The 21,416-nt window shown below is 63.4% G+C and carries 3 protein-coding genes; all 3 read left to right on the top strand.

All coding sequences use genetic code 11. The features are described from left to right. Nucleotides 1–236: 236 nt before the first annotated feature. Entirely contained in the window at nucleotides 237–797 is a 561-nt protein-coding gene (locus FFB58_RS22295; protein ID WP_138371033.1) for a YceI family protein, read from the top strand. Nucleotides 798–1,512: 715 nt separating this feature from the next. Next, complete coding sequence (locus tag FFB58_RS22300) at nucleotides 1,513–4,290, top strand: Ig-like domain-containing protein (protein WP_138371034.1); 2,778 nt, start codon at nucleotides 1,513–1,515, stop codon at nucleotides 4,288–4,290. A gap of 896 nt (nucleotides 4,291–5,186) precedes the next feature. Then, nucleotides 5,187–21,374: a BapA/Bap/LapF family large adhesin gene (locus tag FFB58_RS22305; protein WP_138371035.1), complete on the top strand. Its 16,188-nt coding sequence runs from the start codon at nucleotides 5,187–5,189 to the stop codon at nucleotides 21,372–21,374. Nucleotides 21,375–21,416 lie beyond the last annotated feature (42 nt).

Here is a 21,416-nt window from a genome sequence, read left to right on the forward strand (position 1 = left end):
GGGGGCAGACCGTGCCACTTTTTTTTGTGGGGATCCCTCAATCCACTGGGAGAGGCAGATGTTGAAAAACTTTCCAGAACTGTGACCTCACCACAAACGCATAAATGACAATGCCCTGAAAACCCTTGCCGACGCGCTTGCGCCTTTCTACGCTTATCTCACGCAGGGCAACCCCTTACACCGAATAAACCTGCCACCTGATGCGTTAACTTTTATCTGTGAAAGGGAGAGCCCCTATGCTGCGCCTCGTTATTCTGCTGGTCGTCACGCTCGTTTGCCCGTCGCTCTACGCGGCTCCCGTGGTATACACCATCGACACCCAGAAGACCGCCATCAAACTGTCGTGGCGCGCGTTCGGCGGGATCCCGTCGTGGGCGAATCTCAATGGCGTGACGGGGACGGTGACGCTGAACCCGGACAACGAATTTGACGATCGTATCCAGGTGACGGTTCCGGTCGCCACGCTTAAGGCCTCCAACAACCTGCTCACCTGGCAGCTGAAGAGCAACATGTTTTTTGACGCCGCGCGTTATCCGACCATCACCTTTTCCAGCACCCGGGTGGTGAAGCTCAAAGAAGATCACTACCGCGCGTTCGGCACGCTGACCGTGCGGGATCTCAGCCGTCCGGTGATCCTGGAAGCCACGCTCGATCCCCTGCCGGGTGAGGCGATCGCTCTGCACGCCACCACCGCTATCTCACGTTCGGCCTATAAGATGGATCGCTTTGCGTTGGTGGTTGACGATCGCATCGCCATTGCCATTGATATCCAGGCGAAACCGTCCCGCGCCTTATGACAGCGCGGCCTGATATTCACTTTATTCGATAATATTTATTAATAATTGACCCGGCAAAAACCGTATATTTACTCTATACTGCCTGACCACAAAGTGCGGCAAGAGATAAAATAATACGAACGTCGTAGGGCACCCCGCAAAATACGTTATTTACAGGAAGAAAAATCATACTTTTGTATTATTACAAATCTCAGCGGCAACTCTATTAGCTAACCTGAAAAAGATGTCAACACCGCAATTAAGAATCACCCGGCCTTTATAAATATAATGCACATAATACTGCCCTGCTCCGCATTTAATTAATAAAAACGGCAATTTTATCGCGATAAATTGTGATCAACCGCAATCTCCACAACCTGAAATCTCTATGAGATAATCACCTAAAAGCCACGCCCGGCAAGGCCTGCGGACTTACCACCCTCTGTAAATCGCCTTCTTAACTGTGCTACATAAAAGGTGAACGATCGGCTATCCTTTATTTCACCGCTTCGTCATTTGCGCTTTTAGTCCTTTCTGTCTATATCCTTTTAAAGCAATAATGAGACGCTAACAATATTAATAACAGGGATGACAAACCTGTCCGGCAGCACAAAAAACATTACAGCAGGTCACTATTTCTAACAAATAGTGTCTCCTTCGGGACGCTTAAATTCTGCTGACCAAAAACGAATTTATACACACAGCATGTCATTACACTCTGGTGGGAGTAATACAAATGAGTAAATTCACTGTCATCTCCAGACTGACGCATCAAGAAACCGTGGCAGAAGGCAACCAGATCGTTCTGGGCGAAGATTCCGTCATTAAGCTCCAGGCTGGCAGGGGTGATATTGCCAGTTATTCCCGCAGCAATAACGATCTTCTGGTCAGAATGACCAACGGCGAAACCGTGACCCTGAAGAACTATTACGTCAATAACCACAAGCTGGTGCTGGATGAAAACGGCGCGCTGTGGTGGATTGACGATCCGCTGGCGGTAGAGCGTTACCAGTCGATCCCCTCCACCGATGCGCTGATTGCGGGTAACGTCAGCAACTCATCAAGTGATACGCCAATCTGGCCGTGGGTGCTGGGCGGCGTGGCCGCAGCGGGCGGTATTGCCCTGGCAGCAGGCGGAGGTGGCGGCGGCGGTGGCGGCGGTGGTAGCGATCGAATCGATCCGGGTCCGGCCGTGCTGGATACCACGCCACCCGGCGCGCCGACCAACCTGCACTTCGCCAACGGTAACACCCAGCTTCTCGGCAGCGCCGAAGCCAACAGCACGGTGACCATCACCGATGCCAGCGGTAACGTGGTGGGTAAAGCCAAAACCAACGGCAACGGCGAGTTCACCGTCGAGCTGGGTACGCCTTACACCAACGGCGAAACCCTGACGGCGAAAGCCACCGACGGCTCCGGCAACGTCAGCCCGCCAACCAGCATTACCGCGGCGGACACCACGGCCCCGGATGCGCCAATGATCATCATCGCTGACGATGACGTCGGCAGCATCACCGGGGCGCTGAACAGCGGCGGGACCACCGACGATCCGCGCCCGGTCTTTAGCGGCAGCGGCGAGGCCGGTTCAACCATCACGCTCTATGACAACGGCAAAAACATCGGCAGCACGGTGGTGAACAGCGACGGCAGCTGGACGTTTACACCAACCTCCGATCTGGCTGAAGGTCTGCATCAGATCACCGCCAGCGCCACCGACCCGGCAGGCAATACTGGACCGGACTCCGAGGACTTTATCCTCACCATCGATACCATTGCGCCAGATGCGCCGGTGCTGCAGGTGATAGACAGCGTGGGCAACATCCAGGGGTTCGTCACCTCCGGCGGCTTTACCGATGCCACCCAGCCGGTGCTGAGCGGCACGGGCGATCCCGGCAGCACCATTACCCTCTACCATAACGAGCTGCTGCTGGCGGAGATCATCGTCCCGGACAACGGCTCCTGGAGCTACACCCCTGTTGAGCCGCTGATTGAAGGGGAGCACAGCTTCACCCTGACGGAGACGGATGTCGCGGGCAACCTGAGCCCCACCTCCGCGCCGTTTGAATTTACCGTTGACCGCACGCCACCGGCCGCGCCGAGTGGCCTCGCGATCAATGCCACCGGCACCATCCTCACCGGCAGCGCCGAGCCCAACTCGACGGTCACGGTCACCAATAACCTGGGCGAAAGCCTCGGCACCGCCACCGCCGACGTCAACGGAGCGTTCACGCTGACCCTGACTACCCCGCAGACCAACGGCGAAACGCTGAGCGCCGTTGCCACCGACCGGGCGGGTAACGAAGGCCCTGAGGCCCCGCTGATCGTACCGGATACCACCGCCCCGGCGGCGCCGACCGCCCTTGTCGTCGCCGAAACGGGCGACAGCGTGAGCGGTGAAGCGGAAGCCAACGCCCGCATCTCGATTCGCGACGCCACCGGCCAGGAGATTGGTACCGGCACCGTGGAGGCCGACGGCAAGTTCAGCGTCAACATCTCCCCTAACCAGCTCAACGGCGAAGTGCTGACGGTCTACGCCTTCGACACCGCCAATAACCAGAGTCCACCTGCTCAGGCCACGGCTAATGACTCCACGCCGCCGGCCCCGCCTGCCGGACTGGATGTTTCCGACGATGGCCTGGCGCTCACCGGCACTGCGGAAGCGGGCAGCACCGTGGTGATCATGGAAGGCACCAATAAACTCGGCGAAGTGGTGGTTAGCGAAACGGGGAGCTTCTCCTTCACGCTGCCTGTCGCCAAGCTGAACGGCGAGATCATGAGCCTGACCGCCACCGATCACGCGGGCAACACAAGCGATCCGAGCACGGTTGAAGCCGATGACATCACGCCACCGGCCACACCAATCATCACCAACGTGGCGGATAACGTGCCGGACATAACCGGTACCGTGGTGAGCGGGACCTTAACCGACGACCGCACGCCGCTGATCTCCGGCACAGGTGAGATCGGCACCAAAATTTTTGTCTACAGCGAGGCCATTCAGATCGGGATGACGGAGGTGGATTCGTCGGGCAACTGGTCGTTCCAGGTGCCCGCCAGTCTGACCGATGGGATCCACTCCCTGACCGCCGATGCCGTTGACCGCCGGGGCAATCACAGCCTGATCTCCGAGACCTGGACGATAGACGTTGATCCGGCGGCCCCAAATCCGCCGACCACCACGACGACCGCCACGGCGTTTGCCCTGAACGCAGAGCCCACGGGTGAAACGCTGATTTACAACGTGCTCAGCGACAACGGCGGCGATCACGTCAGCAACTTCTCGCTGGCGGAGGGCGATAAAATCGACATCAGCCAGCTGCTGGTGGGGTGGAATGGCGATCGCGGCACGCTGGGGGAATATCTCCAGGTCAACAGCAGCGATGGCAACACGGTGATCAGCATCGACCGGGATGGGACGGGCACCAGCTATGCTCCGGCCACGCTGGTGACGCTGGACGACGTCCAGACCACCTATGAGGAACTGGTGAATCAGAATCACATTATTACCGGCTAGTACGGACGATCCCCTCTCCCCTGCGGGGAGAGGGTTAGGGTGAGGGGCATCAGGCCGCACTGCAGCGCCGGGTGGCGGAGGTAAATGTAAAACGGTAACAACGTTGCCGTTTTTAATGTTTGCTCCCTCTCCCCATGGGAGAGGGTCGGGGTGAGGGTATCAGGCCGCACTGCAGCGCCGCCGGGCAATACACCGCGCACGACATTAAAAATATATCCCCCCATTAAATCAATAAATATCCTGACATTTATCACAATAATATCATTGCTACTAAATACCCTGGTTGCCTTAACTTATACCCTCATCTAAATAGCACAACACTTTATTATTTCAACCCCTGTAATTTACCCCTCCAAAATATATCATACTGACTATCAAGTTCATTACCGCTTAATTATTAATTCAGCCACGATGAAATATTCACCAAGGTTATTTCATCATGCATAACATTCCCATCTTATTAAATTTCCAGAATAAAACCGCCGTCACGCCTTGGTCCAGACGCCCAGCGAACCCGCACCGCGCCTGACCCCTTCTTTACCCCTTTGTAAAAAAATAACATTTTCAATCCTGCTAAACACTTATTCATCCCGGCTTAATTTGCGCTTCTGGTACTTTCTGGCTATATCAAAGTTAGTCAATCATGAATTCTCGCCATTATTTAAGACAAGGATTTTACCACCAAAAATATATACCCAACCGAATTACCCATTAAGAAGCTAGGGCTATATACCGCTGCCACCATCGCTATATCGGCAGCCCGTAATCACTTTTAAATAATTACCCTGGGTCACTGTTTTAAATAAACACTTTCCCTTCGGGTGGAGCTCAATCTGCTGAAAAGAAATGGCTAAAAATGCGCGCCATTTCACTGCACACTGCCGGGAGTAACACACATGAGTAAAATCACTGTCATCTCCAAACTGACGCACGTGGAGACGGTAACAGACGGGTCTCAGGTGACACTGAACGACTCCTCCATCGTGAAAATTAACGCCGAACGGGCCGACATTCTCGAGTACAACCGCAACGGTAACGACCTGATTATTAAGCTGGTCGATGGCGAAACCATTACCGTCAAAAATTTCTATGTCAGCGGCGATCAGGGCATCAGCCAGCTGGTGCTGGAAGAGAATAACGGCGCGCTATGGTGGATTGCAGACCCGATGGCAGGGGAAAGTTACCAGTCGATTGCTTCCATTGACGCCCTGCTGGCGGGCACTACCGCATCAACAAGCGAAGGCGCGGCGATCTGGCCGTGGGCGCTGGGCGGGGTGGCGGTCGCAGGGGGTATTGCCCTGGCCGCAGGTGGCGGCGGCGGCGGTGGCGGCGGTGGGAGCGACAGCGACGGCGGCAATAACAACGGTGGTGGCGGTGACAACGGCAACGGCAATGGCGGTAACCCAACCCTGCCGGGCACCGACCCGAACGACACCACGCCGCCGGGCGCGGCAGGCAACCTCAGATTCTCAGCAGACGGCACTAAACTTAGCGGGAGTGCCGAAGCCAACAGCATCATCACCGTGACCGATGCCAACGGCAACGTCATCGGCCGTGGCCAGACCAACGGCAACGGTGAATTCACCGTCGATCTCGGCAAGCCTTACACCAACGGCGAGACCGTCACCGTCACGCCGACCGACGGGGCAGGCAACGTCGGCCCGGGCACCCCGGTGACCGCCGCAGACACCACCCCTCCTGTCGCGCCGGTCGTTGCCAGCGTGACGGATGACGTGGGCAGCGTAACCGGATCGCTCACCAGCGGCCAGACCACCGATGACGCCCGCCCGACCTTTAGCGGCAGCGGCGAACCGGGTTCCACCATCACGATTTACGACAACGGCAACGCCATCGGCACCGCGCAGGTGAACACCGACGGCAGCTGGACCTTTACCCCGGCCACCGCACTTGGCGACGGGGCGCATCAGATTACCACCCGGGCTACCGACAGCGCGGGCAATACCGGACCGGCCTCCCCGGCCTTCAGCCTTACCGTTGATACCGTCGCGCCGAATGCGCCATCTGGCGTGACGGTGAATGACACCACCGGCAGCGTGCAGGGGCAACTTACCGCCGGGCAGAGCACCGACGCCAACCGCCCTTCCCTCAACAGCACCGGCGAGGCGGGCAGCACCATCAGGATTTATGACAACGGTCAGCTGGTAGGCCAGGCCACCGTGGGCGAGGACGGCAAATGGAGCTTCACGCCGGATAACCCGCTTGCCGACGGGCCGCACGCCATCACCCTGACGGAGACCGATCTGGCGGGCAACACCAGCGCCGCCTCCGAGCCGTTCGCCTTCACCATCGACCGCACGCCTCCGGCCCTGCCGACCATCAGCCTGATCCCTGGCGGCACCGAGGTCATCGGCACCGCCGAGCCGGGCAGCACCATCACCATCACCAACGGTTCCGGGGAGACCATTGGCACCGGCCTGACCGATGCCAACGGCGAATTCCGGGTTGAGCTCAGCGAAGCGCAAACCGAGGGAAATACCCTCAATGTGGTGGCCACCGATGCCGCCGGGAACGCGAGCCAGCCCGCTAACGTGGTGGTGGGCGATGTCACCCCGCCTCTCGCCCCGACCGACCTTGCGATCTCAGAGGACGGCTCCAGCGTCACCGGCAGGGCCGAAGCGGGCAGCACCGTCACCATTCGCGACGGCGATGACGTGATCGGCAGAGGCGTGGCTGATGCCGACGGTAACTTCGATATCATCCTCTCCACCCCAAGACTGAACGGCGAAGAGCTGGCGGTCACCGCCACCGATGCGGCGGGCAATACCGGGCCGGAAAACACCGTGACCGCCCCGGACGTCACCCCGCCTGAGGCCCCGGTCATCACAAGCGTAGTGGATAACGAGGACGACATCACCGGCGTGGTTCTCGACGGGCAGGTCACCAACGACACCCATCCGGTCATCAGCGGCACCGGTGAACCGGGCACCACCATTTACATCTACAGCGGCGAGGATCAGGTTGGTTTCGCCGAAGTGGACGCCGAGGGCAACTGGTCTACCGAGCTGCTGCTGGTCGACGACGGCGGCTACGTCCTGCGGGCGGAAGCGGTTGACCGTTACAACAACCACAGCCAGCCGTCCAACACCTGGAGCATCATTGTCGATGCCACCGCGCCGGACGCCCCGGCCATTACCCAGGTGATTAACGATCTGCCTGACTCCGCTGGGGTGATTACTAACAACAGCACCACCAACGACAACCGCCCAACCCTGTACGGCACCGGTGAGGCCGGGTCGACCATCAGCATTCGCGTGGACGGCGTGGAGGTCGGCACCGCGCAGGTAGGCAACGGCGGCGAGTGGAGCTTCACCCCTGCCACCGCCCTTGAGGATGGTCCGCACGACATCAGGGTGGTGGCGAAAGATGCCGCCGGTAACAGCAGCGCCGAATCCGGTGCCTTTACGTTAACCGTGGATACCACCGCCCCTGAGGTGCCGGTCATTACCCGGGTGGAAGATAACACCGGCAGCGTGCAGGGCGATGTGACCAACAACGTGCCGACCGACGAAACCCGTCCGGTGATCCACGGCACCGGCCCGGCAAACTCGCAGATCAGCCTCTATGAAGGCACCACCCTGCTCGGCACCGTTACCACCAATGGCGACGGCGTCTGGAGCCTGCAGCTGGCCACCCCGCTGGTAAATGGCACCCACGCGATCGTCGCCACCGTCACCGACGCGGTGGGCAACACCTCCACCTCGGAGAGCTTTAACCTGGTGGTGGATACCCTGGCCCCGGGCACCCCGGCGTTGCCGACGATCACCGTCAACCCTGACGGCGGCGAGCAGCAGCCTCTCTCCCCCGGCGGCAGCACCCGCGACACCACCCCAACCCTGAGCGGTACCGGCACTGAAGGGGATGTCGTCACCATCTACAACGGCACCACCCCTATCGGCGAAACCACCGTGCAGCCGGACGGCACCTGGACCTGGACCCCGCCGGACGGGCTGCCGAATGGCACCTACGATCTCAGCCTGACCGTGACCAACAAAGACGGCGCGGGCAACGAGAGCGCCCCGTCGCAGTCGGTGAGCATCACCATTGATACCGAGGCGCCGGACCAGCCTGCCGCTCCGGTCATCACCGATAACGTCAGCGAAATCACCGGCCCGGTGGGCAACAACGGCGCGACCAACGACACCCGCCCGGTGATCAGCGGCACCGGCACGCCGGACGACATCATCAGCATCTATGACCAGACCGCGGCGGGCAACGTCAAGGTGGGCGAAGCGGTGGTCGACGTTAACGGCAACTGGAGCTGGCGTCCTGCCGATGAACTGGCCCAGGGTCAACACAGCTTTACCGTCACCGCCACCGACGAAGCGGGTAACGTCTCGGTGGTCTCTAATACCGTCACCGTGACCGTCGACAGCCAGATCCCGGCGATCCCGACTATCGGCAGCGTGGATGACAACGCAGGCCCTGTCACCGGCAACATCCCGGCGGGCAGCAGCAGCAACGGCAATACCCCGACCGTGACCGGCACCGGCGAAAACGGCACCACCGTGATCCTTTACAGCAACGGCGTGGAGGTCGGGCGTGGCCTGGTCACCAACGGCAGCTGGAGCATCACCACCCCGGAACTGAAAGATGGCCCGACCACCCTGACCGTGGCGGCGGTGGATGCCGCCGGTAACGTCAGCGGTCAGGGCAGTGATTTTGCCTTCACCGTCGACACCGTACCGCCGGGGATCCCGCAGCTGCTGGAGATCTCCAACAGCACCCTCGCCGACGGCACCCTGTACGTGAACAACGCCACCCCAACCCTGAGCGGCAGCGGTGAGCCTCTGAGCACCATCACCGTCTTTATCGACGGCAATTCCGTGGGCCAGGTCCAGGCCAACGCCCAGGGTCAGTGGACGCTGCCGCTACCTGAGGGCACCGTGCTGGCGAATGACAACCACACCATCACCGTGGTAGCGAGCGACGCCGCGGGCAACACCAGCGAAAGTACCCCGGTCAGCGTGGTGGTGGATACGCTGCCACCGGCCGATCCGGTGGTCACCGGCATCGTCTCCGGCGGCACCCCGCTGAACGGCACCGCCGAAGCGGGCGCCACCGTGACGGTAACCGGCCCGGGCGGCGTGGTGCTGGGCACCGGCGTCGCTAACGAACAGGGGGAATTCTCCGTCGCCCTGACCCCGCCGCAAAGCGACGCGGTGACCCTGAGCGTGACCGCCAGCGATCCGGCGGGCAACGTCAGCGATCCGGTGGACTTTGATGTGCCCGCCACACCACCACTGCCTGCGGTTCCGGTCATCAACGAGATCCTGGATGACAACGGCACCGCCGGCGACGTGAACGTCAAGGGCGGCAGCTCCAACGACACCACCCCAACTCTCACCGGTACCGCCATTGCGGGCAGCCTGGTGACCATCTACCTCGACGGCAGCGCTACGCCGCTGGGCACCGTCACCGCCGACGCCGAAACCGGGGCATGGACATTCCCGATTGAAACCGCCCTGAGCGCAGGCAACCACAGCTTCACCGTCACCGCCACCGTTGGTGCGGAAACCAGCGGCCAGTCGCCGGGGGCGACGGTCAATATCGATCTTACTGCGCCAACCGCTCCGGCGTTTGGCACCGTCATTGACGACGTCGGCACCGTTTCGGGCGCTATCGTCAGCGGCAGAGCGACTGACGATGACCTGCCGACCTTCAACGGCACGGCGACCCCGGGGGATGTCATCACCCTCTACTCGGGGGATACCGTGCTCGGTACGGCAACGGTGGGCAACACCGGAGCCTGGAGCATCACCCTCGCCCAGCCGCTGGACGACGACACCTACAGCCTGACCCTCACCGCCACCGATCCGGCGGGTAACGAGAGCCCGCGCTCGGCGCCGTTCTCGCTGGTCGTGGACACCACCGCGGGCGAAGTGCTGATCACCGGCGCGAACGACAACGCCGATCCGGTCAGCGGCAACGTGGCCGACGGCGGCAGCACCAACGACAACACCCCAACCCTGACCGGCACCGCGGAAGCGGGCAGCAGCGTGGCGATCTACGATGGCATTAAGCTGCTTGGCACCGTCACCGCCAGCGCCCAGGGCACATGGACCTTCACCCCGACCAGCGTGCTGGCAGAAGGTCAGCACGTCTTTACCGCGGTCGCCACCGACAGCGCGGGCAACGTCACCCCGGTATCAGGAACCTACACCCTGACCGTCGACATGACCCCACCGGCCACCCCGGCGATCGTCAGCATTAACGATGATGTGGAGGGCAGTACCGGCCTGCTGACCAACGGCCAGGTCACCAACGACACCCGCCCGGAACTGACCGGTACCGGCGTGGCGGGCAGCACCGTGCATATTCTGGATAACGGCCAGGAGATCGGCACCGCGCTGGTGAGCTCTACCGGCAACTGGAGCTTTACCCCTGCCAGCGATCTGGCGCCGGGGCCACACGACCTGCGCGTCAGCGCCACCGATGCGGCAGGCAACGTCTCGGGCACCTCGCCGGTCTTTACCATAAACATCGATACCGCCGCCCCGCTGGCACCGGTGCTGCTCACCGCCGTGGATGATGTCGGTGCCACCACCAGCACCCTGGCGAGCGGCGATACCACTAACGACGCCCGTCCAACCTTCACCGGCAGCGGCGAAGTGGGTGCCACCATCCATATCATTGTCGACGAGCAGGAGATCGGCACCGCGGTGGTGAACGCCGCGGGCAGCTGGACCTTCACCCCTGAAGCGCCGCTCGGGGAAGGCACCCGCAGCATCCGCTTCACCGCCACCGACACCGCCGGGAACACCGGTGCCGCCAGCGAGCCGTTTATCCTGACGGTGGACACCGTTGCTCCTGCGGCACCGACCCTGACCGCCATCAGCGATAACGTCGGCCCCATCCAGACGCCGATCGCCACCTCCGGCCAGGCCACCGACGACACCACGCCGACCCTGACCGGCCGCGCGGAAGCCAACGCCACCGTCACGATCTACGACAATGGCGTTGCGCTAGATACCGTGCAGGCTAACGAAGCGGGCGACTGGACGTACACCCCAGCCGAGGCCCTCAGCAGCGGCAGCCACACCTTCACCACTCGCGCCGCCGACGCGGCGGGCAACCTCAGCGAGCTCTCGCCGGGCTTCACCCTGATTGTCGATACCCTGAAGCCGGTTGCGCCAACCATCGCGCTGGCCCAGGACGACGTCGGCCCGGTGACCGGCTCCCTGACCAGCGGCAGCAGCACCAACGACAACCTGCCGGTGCTCACCGGCACCAGCGAACCGAACGCCCGGGTGCAGATCTTTGAAGGCGACACCCTCCTCGCCGAAGGCGTGGCCGATGCCAGCGGCAACTGGTCCATCCCGCTCACCGAAGCGCTCAGCGATGACCAGCATACCTTCACGGCGGTGGCGATCGATGCGGCAGGCAACGCCAGCGATCCGTCCGCCACTTTCATCCTGACGGTGGATACCGTGACGCCAGAAGCGCCGGTGCTGGTGTCGGTCACCGATGACGTCGGCACCACCGTAGTGCTCGATAACGGCCAACTGACCAATGATGCTAACCCGACCCTGCGCGGCACGGCGGAAGCCGGATCGACGGTGAGCGTTTATGACGGCACCACCCTGCTGGGCACCGCCCTTGTCGGGGCCGACAACGCCTGGATCTTTACCCCGCTCAGCCCGCTGGGCGACGGGGAACATACCCTGACGGTGACCACCACCGATGCGGCAGGCAACGTCAGCCCGCCGACCGGCGGATTTGTGATTAACGTGGATGCCACCGCCCCGGTTGCCCCAGCCATCGTCTCGATTGTGGATGACACCGGCTCGGTACAGGGGCCAGTCCTCAGCGGCGCTCCGACCAACGACACCCGTCCGACCCTCAACGGCACCGCCGAAGCGGGTGCCATCGTGCGCATTTACGACGGCGACACGCTGGTGGGCGAGACCATCGCCAACGGCGAGGGCCAGTGGACCCTGACCCAGACCACCACCACCCTCACCGACGGGGTGCATAACTTTACCGCCACCGCCACCGACCCGGCGGGCAACATCAGCCCGGCGTCGCCGGTGACCTCCATCACCGTGGATACCATCGCCCCGGGGGCACCGGGCAGCTTCACCATTCTCAATAACGGCAACACCCTCACCGGCCAGGGCGAAGCGGGCAGCACCATCACCGTGCGCGACGGCGACACCGTAGTGGGTACCGGGGTAGTCAATGACGACGGTAGCTTCTCCCTCACCCTCACCACGCCGAAACTGAACGGCGAACTGCTGACGGTGACGGCGACCGATATCGCCGGGAATACCGGCGCGGAAGGTCAGGTAACCGCGCCGGACACCACGCCACCGGCCGTTCCGGTGATTACCGACGTGGTGGACAACGTGACCGACTTCACCGGCACCGTTAACGACGGGCAGACCACCAACGACAACACGCCGCTGGTGCGCGGGACCGGCGTTGCCAACGCCACCATCCTGCTCTACAGCGGCACGGAACTGATTGGCACCACCCAGGTCAGCGCGGGCGGTACCTGGGAGATCCAGCTTACGGCACCGCTGCCTGATGGCGGCCACGTCCTGACCGCGCAATCGGCGGACGCCGCGGGCAACAACAGCGCGCCGTCCAACAGCTGGAGCATTGTGGTTGACGCCACCGCCCCGGACGCGCCGGTCATCACCCAGGCGATCAACGATCTCTCCGGCACCCCGGTGGCGATCGGTAACAACACTGCCACCAACGACACCCAGCCAACCCTGAGCGGTACCGGGGAGGCGGGCACCACCCTCAGCATCCGGGTGGATGGCGTGGAAGTGGGCACCACCCAGGTGGGGGCGGGAGGCGAATGGACCTTTACGCCTGAGGATCCCCTCGGCGAGGGGCTGCGGGTCATCACCGTGGTGGCGAAGGACGCCGCCGGCAACACTGGCGAGCCGTCCGTAGCCTTTAACATCACTATCGATACCGTGCCGCCTGTCGCCCCGGTTATCACCCTGGCGGAAGACACCACCGGCACCGTGACCGGCGACGTAGTCAGCGATCAGCCGACCGACGAAACCCAGCCGCTGATCCGCGGTACCGGCCCGGCGAATTCGCAGATTAACCTCTACGAAGGCACCACGCTGCTCGGCACCGCCACCACCAGCGCCACCGGGGCATGGAGCATTCAGCTCGCCACCCCGCTGGGGAACGGCACCCACGCCCTGACCGCGACGGTGACCGATGCGGCGGGCAACACCGCCACCTCCGGCACCTTCAACCTGGTGATTGATAACGTGCCGCCTGCCACGCCGGACATCCCGGCGATCACCGTCAACCCTGACGGCGGCGGCGAAACCACCCTTACCGGCGGAGGCAGCACCCGCGATACCACCCCAACCCTGAGCGGCACCGGGAACGAGGGCGATATCGTTACCATTTACAACGGCACCGATCCTATCGGCCAAACCACCGTCCAGCCGGGCGGGACCTGGACCTGGACGCCGCCGGATGGGCTGCCGAACGGCACCTACGATCTCAGCCTGACCGTCACCAACAGCGACGGCGCGGGCAACCAGAGTGCGCCATCCCAGCCGATAAGTATCACCATCGATACCGAGGCCCCGGATGCGCCTGAACTGCCGGTGGTCACGGATAACGTCAGCGACATTACCGGCCCGGTTGATAACAACGGTGCCACCAACGACACCCGTCCGGTGCTGAGCGGCACCGGCACGCCGGACGACGTCATCACCATCTATGACCAGACCACAGCCGGTAACCTCGCGGTGGGCGAAGTGGTGGTCGACATCAACGGCAACTGGACATGGCGTCCGGATCTGCCGCTGAGCGAGGGTTCCCACAGCTTCACCCTCACCGCCACCGATCCGGCAGGCAACGAATCGCCGGTGTCGGGCGCCATGACCGTCACCGTCGACAGCCTGGTGCCGGATATCCCGGTTATCAGCAGCGTCAATGACAACGTCGGTCCGGTCACCGGCAACGTCACGGCGAACGGCAGCAGCAACGACAACACCCCGACCGTGACCGGCACCGGGGAGAACGGCACCACGGTCATTCTTTACAGCAACGGCATTGAGGTGGGACGCGGCCTGGTGAGCGGCGGCACCTGGACCATCACCTCGACCGCGCTGAGAGATGGCCCAACCACCCTGACCGTGGCGGCGCTGGATGCCGCCGGGAACCGCAGCGAGGCGGGGAGCAACTTCGCCTTCACCCTCGACACCGTACCCCCGGCTATCCCGCAGCTGCTCGATATCTCTGACAGCACCCTGGCGGGCGGGCAGCTCTACGCCAACAGCAGCACGCCAACCCTGAGCGGTACCGGCGAGCCGCTCAGCACCATCAGCGTCTATGCCGACAACACGCTGATCGGCGAGGTACAGACCAACGCCCAGGGCCAGTGGACGCTGCCGGTTCCGGCCGGGACGCCGCTCACCGATAACCCGCACACCTTGACCCTGGTGGCGAGCGATGCGGCGGGCAACACCAGCCAGAGCACGCCGGTGAACGTGATTATTGATACCCAGGCACCGGGCGTGCCGGTGGTGACCGGGATTGTCTCCGGCGGTACGCCGCTGAACGGTACCGCCGAAGCGGGCTCCACTATTACGGTGACCGGCCCGGGCGGCGCGGTGCTGGGCACCGGCGTCACCAACGCTCAGGGTCAGTTCTCCATCGCCCTGACCCCGCCGCAAAGCGACGCGGTCACCCTGAGCCTGACTGCCAGCGACGTGGCGGGCAACACCAGCCTGCCGGGGTCCTATGATGTTCCGGCTACGCCAGCCCTGCCGGACGTGCCGGTTATCGACGCCATTGTGGATGACAACGGTACCGGCGGCGGGGTTAACGTGAAGGGGCTCAGCTCCAACGACGCCACGCCAACCCTGACCGGTACGGCGATCCCGGGCAGCCTGGTCAGCGTCTATCTCGACGGCAGCACCACGCCGCTGGGGACCGTCACCGCCGACGCCACCACCGGGGCCTGGTCGTTCCCGATTACCACGGCCCTGGCTGAAGGCAATCACAGCTTCAGCGTCACCGCCACCGTGGGCGCAGAAACCAGCGGCCAGTCGCCGGGGGCGACGGTGAATATCGACCTCACCCCGCCTGCCGCACCGACTCTCGGCAGCCTGGTGGACAACGTCGGCACCGTGACCGGATCGGTGGTCAGCGGCACGCCGACCAACGACAACCAGCCAACCCTGAACGGCACCGCGACGCCGGGCGACGTGATCACCATCTACTCTGGTGACACCGTCCTTGGCACCGTACCGGTGAGCGCCACCGGGGCGTGGAGCTTTACGCCGCCAGCAGCGCTGGACGATGGCACCTATACCCTGCTCATCACCGCCACCGATCCGGCGGGCAACCAGAGCCCGCCTTCTGCACCGTTCTCGCTGGTGGTGGATACCGTGACAGCGACCCCGGTCATCACCGGTGCCAACGATGACGTCGGGCCGGTGACCGGCAACGTGGCCAGCGGCGGCGTCACCAACGACAACACCCCAACCCTCTCCGGCAGCGCGGAAGCGGGCAGCAGCGTGTCCATCTATGAAGGCACCCGTCTGCTCGGCACCGTGGTCGCCAACGACAGCGGGATCTGGAGCTTCACCCCAACGGTGGTGCTGGCCGAAGGCTTGCACAGCTTCACCGCTATCGCCACCGACGTGGCGGGCAACGTCAGCACCGCGTCCGGGGCCTACACCCTGACCGTCGACATGACGCCACCGGCAACGCCTGTGCTGGTGAGCGTTAACGACGACGTGGCGGGCAACACCGGGGTGCTGGTCAGCGGCCAGCTCACCAACGACGCCCGTCCGGAGCTGATCGGTACCGGCGTGGCGGGCAGCACCGTGCACATTCTGGATAACGGCCAGGAGATCGGCACCGTGCTGGTGGACGACACCGGCAACTGGCGCTTTACCCCGACCAGCGATCTGGCCCAGGGGCCGCACGAGCTGCGCATCAGCGCCACGGATGCCGCAGGCAACCTGTCGGGCACCTCCCCGGCCTTCTCCCTGACCGTGGACACCGTCGCCCCGCTGGCACCGGTTCTGGCAACCGTCGTGGATGACGTCGGGACCGTCACCGGCCCGGTGAACAACGGCGGCGTCACCAACGACACCCGCCCAACCTTCAACGGCACCGGCGAAGCGGGCTCCATCGTGAGCATTCTGGTTGACGGCCAGGCGATCGGCACCGCGGTGGTTAACGCCTCGGGAAGCTGGACCTTCACCCCGGACACCGCCCTCGCCGAGGGGCTGCGCAGCGTCACCCTGACCGCCACCGATCCGGCGGGCAACACCGGGCCTGCCAGCGCCGCCTTCACCCTGACGGTGGACACCACCGCCCCGACGGCTCCGACCATCGTGGCGGCGGCCGATAACGTGGGCAGCATCCAGACGCCGATCACCGTCTCCGGCCAGGTAACGGACGATGCGACCCCAACCCTGACGGGCCGCGCGGCCGCCAGCGCCACGGTGACCCTCTATGACAACGGCGTCCTGCTTGGCACCGTGCAGGCCAGCGCCGCAGGGGACTGGACCTTTACCCCTGAGAACGCCCTCGGCAACGGCAGCCACACCTTCACCGCCAGCGCCACCGACGCGGCAGGCAACCTGAGCGAAGCCTCGGCGGGCTTCACCCTGATTGTCGATACCGTCAAACCGCTCGCACCGGTCATTACCCTGGCGCAGGATGACGTCGGCACCGTGACCGGATCGCTGATTAGCGGCCAGCGCACCGACGACACCCTGCCGGTGCTCACCGGGACCAGCGAAGCGAATGCCCGGGTGCAGGTCTTTGAAGGCGACACCCTGCTGGGCACCGCTACCGCCGATGCCAGCGGCAACTGGACCCTCCCGCTGACCACGCCGCTCACCAACGCCACGCACAACTTCACGGCGGTGGCGACGGATGCGGCGGGCAACGTCAGCGATCCGTCCAGCACCTTCAGCCTGACGGTGGATACCCTGCCGCCAGCGGTGCCGGTGCTGGTATCGGTCGTGGATGATGTGGGCACCGTAACCACGCTCACCAGCGGCCAGTTGACCAACGACGCGAAACCGACCCTCAGCGGCACGGCGGAAGCGGGTTCGACGGTGAGCATTTACGACGGGGCCCTGCTGCTCGGCAGCGTGGTGGCCGACGCCAACAGCGCCTGGAGCTTTACCCCGCCGAATCCGCTGGCCGACGGCCTGCACAGCCTGACGGTGACCGCCACCGACGCGGTGGGCAACGTCAGCCTGGCGACCGCAGGCTTTACGGTTAACGTCGATGCCACCGCCCCGACCGCGCCGGTCATCACCTCGGTGGTGGACGACGTGGGCACCATCCAGGGGCCGGTGCTCAACGGCAATCCGACCAACGACACCCGTCTGACCCTCAACGGCACCGCCGAAGCGAACAGCGTGGTGCGCATTTACGATGGCACCACCCTGGTGGGCGAGGTGACGGCCAACGCCCAGGGTCAGTGGACCCTGGCGCAGACCACCACCACCCTCACCGACGGGGTGCATAACTTCACCGCCACCGCCACCGACGCGGCGGGCAACCTGAGCGCGGCGTCACCGGTGACGGCGATCACCGTAGATACCATCGCCCCGGGGGCACCGGGCGGCTTCAGCGTGCTGGAGAGCGGTGGCCGGGTTAACGGCACCGCCGAGGCGGGCAGCACCGTCACCATTCTCGGCACCGACAACGTCACCGTGCTGGGAAGCGGCGTGGCCGACGCGAGCGGGCGCTTCAGCATCGCGCTTACCACGCCGCAGGTTAACGCCGAGCTGCTGCACGTCTTCGCCACCGACCGGGCCGGTAACGCGGGCCTGACGGTGGATCTGCGGATGCCGTACTCGGTGATCCCAACGGCACCGGTTATCACCAGCGTCAACGACAACGTCGGCAGCATCATCGGCAATCTGCTTAACGGCCAGAGCACCGACGACACCACCCCAACGCTGACCGGGACCGCGCAGCCGCTCTCCACCATCACTCTGTACGACAACAACGTGCTGTTAGCCACGGTGACCACCAACGCGGCCGGGGTCTGGACCTACACCCCAACCGTGCCGCTGGGTAACGGCTCCCACGCCTTTACCGCCACCGCGGGCAATGCGGTCGGCACCAGTCCGGTCACGCCGCTGAGCACGGTGATTGTGGATACCGTTGCGCCGGGCACGCCGCAGGGAACCTTCAACGCCGACGGCAGCGTTCTGAGCGGGACTGCCGAAGCGGGCAGCACCATCACCCTGCTGCTGAGCGATAACAGCGTGGTCACCACCACCGCCAACGCCCAGGGCGGCTGGAGCTACACCTTCCTCGACAAGCAGTCCGAAGGGGAGCGGATCACCCTTTCCGCCACCGATGCGGCGGGCAACACCTCCGCGACCGGGACGGTGATTGCGCCAAACCTGCCGCTGTCGGCCAGTGACAACGTGGTGGGTCTGGCCCTGACCACCAACGCCACCACCAGCACCGCCCAGTACAGCGACTACGGCGTGCAGCTGGTGGGCGGCGTCGGCAACGTACTGTCGCTGCTGGGAGATAACTCCGCCCAGGTGACCTTCACCGTGCCAACCGGCGGTAGCGCGGATATGGAGATCAACGCCAGCGCCACCGGCATCGTGCTCTCCCTGCTCAACACCCTGGAGATCATTGTCCAGCGCTGGAACGGCACCACCTGGACCACCGAAGTGGATACCGGCCTGCCGCAGTTCGCTAACCTGCTGACGCTCGGGGCCAGCGGCGTGACGCTGAACCTGACCGGGATGCAGGGCGGGCAGTACCGCGTCCTGAGCTACAACTCCAACCTGCTGGCGACCGGGTCCTACACCAGCCTCGACGTGGACGTGGTCCAGACCACCGCGGGCACCCTGAGTGGCTCGCTGGTGACAAGCGGTAACGTCATCACCGATACCGATCCGGTAAGCGGCAGCGACAGCGCGCCGAACGGCACGGTGGTCACCAGCATCACCAACGCCAGCGGCGTCACCGTCAACGTGGCGGCGGGCGCGGCGGGCACCACCATCAACGGGCTCTACGGCACCCTGACCCTGCACGCGGACGGGAGCTACACCTACACCCTGACCAACACCAGCGCCTCGGTGCTGGGCCGGACCGACACCTTCACCTACAACATCGCCGGGAAAGGAGCGACGGACGACGCCCGCCTGGTGATCACCTTGGGTGAAAACACCGTGCGCAACAGCGTGACGGCGGTGGACGATACCGCCTCCCTGACCTTTGGCACCGAAGTCCACGCCATCGACTACGGTCCATCGAGCCAGGGCGGCTTTACCGTAGTGGGCGTCAACCTGGGTAACGTGCTGAACCTCAACCTGCTGGACGATCGCAGCGAGAGCGTGAAGTACAGCGTGGCGGAGGGCACCACCCGCACCATGACCATTCAGAGTACGGTGGGTGGGGTTGCTCTGGCCTCGGTGTTTGACCTTTATATTTACAAGTTCAACCCGGCGACCCAGAGCTACGAGCGGATGCGTACCGAAGCAGGCTGGCTGCGCGCGCCGCTGCTGGGCGGTTCCTCCGCGCCGCTGACCCTGACCCTGCCGGCCGGGGATTACATCTTCCTGTTGAACACCGTCTCGGGGATCACCGCCCTGACCGGCTATCGTCTGAACGTGCTTGAGGACCACGTTTATGCCGTGACCAGCACCACTGCCGCCACCACCGGGGACGTGTTGCAGAGTGACATTGTTCCGGCAGGCACCCATGTGACGCAGGTGAACGGCGTGGACGTGAACGCCACCGGCACCACCCGCATTGACGGACAGTACGGCACCCTGCTGATCGACGCCGACGGGAAATATACCTACACCCTGCGTGCCGGGGTGGGCGCGGACCTCATTAGCACGCCGGACACCTTCGTCTATACCGTGACGGCACCTAACGGCGATAAGGACACCGCTTCACTCAACATCACCCCGACGCCGGTGGCGCTGGATGCGGTCAACGACGTCAGCCGTGAGATGGTGGTGGATGCCACGCCGCAGGTCGCTGCCTATCGCGATGATACGGTGGGTGTTGCCACCTGGAACGCGGCCCTGCTGGCCTCTACTTCAGGCCGGGGCAGCGGCACGTTTGAGGTGGCGGCCAACACCGCCCTGCATGACGTCGTCCTCCACTTTAACGTCGCCTCCCTGTTGTCGCTGGGCGGCCTGAATGTGACCTGGACCATTACCGGGGCAGGGGTGACCCGAAGCGGTTCCTTCAACGGCGGTCTGCTGCTGGGGGGCACAGCCACCATCAACCTCCCGGATCTGGATCTGAACGCCGGGACCTACACCCTGAGCTTTACCGGGTCTATGGGTCCGCTGGGGGTTGGCCAGATCTCCATCACCCCTTACGTCACCGGTACCACCCTGTACCTGAACAATGAGCTCACCACCGCGGGCCACACCGTCACCGGCAATATCTTCGACGGTACCGATTCGCTGGGCGTGCTGGATCAGGTGCATTCGGTGGACAGCCGTCTGAGCATTACCGGCTATAACGGCACCACCACAACGCTGGATCCGTACACCACGGCCACCGCCACCGCCACCGTTCAGGGGCATTACGGCGTGCTGACCATTGGGGTGGACGGCAACTACACCTACGCCCTGAACAGCGGCGTGTCGCTGGCATCGATGACGAGCAAGGAGACCTTTACCTACAAACTGACCGGCGATAACGGCACCTCCGATACCGCCACCCTGACCATCAACATGGCACCGAAATTTGTCAGCTCGGAGCATAACGATACCTTCACCGGTAGCGCCTATGGCGACACGCTGATTTACGAAGTGCTGAACAACACGGCGGGGAACGGTACGGCAGGCAACGGCGGCAACGACCACTGGACCAACTTCTCACTGGCGCAGGGAGACAAGATCGATATCAGCGATCTGCTGGTGGGCTGGAACGGTGATAACGCGACGCTGGGTAACTATTTGCACGTCACCAACAGCAATGGCAATACCGTGATCTCCGTCGACAGAGACGGAGCGGCAAATACTTACACGAATACTACACTTGTAACACTGGATAACGTTCAGACAACCTACGAGGAGCTGGTTAACCAGAATCATATCATCACCGGATAGCGCTAATAACAAGACCCGGGCGCCTGTCGCCCGGGCTTAACA

The organism is Enterobacter sp. MF024, from assembly GCF_005843915.1.
GTDB classification, from domain to species: domain Bacteria; phylum Pseudomonadota; class Gammaproteobacteria; order Enterobacterales; family Enterobacteriaceae; genus Enterobacter; species Enterobacter barmai.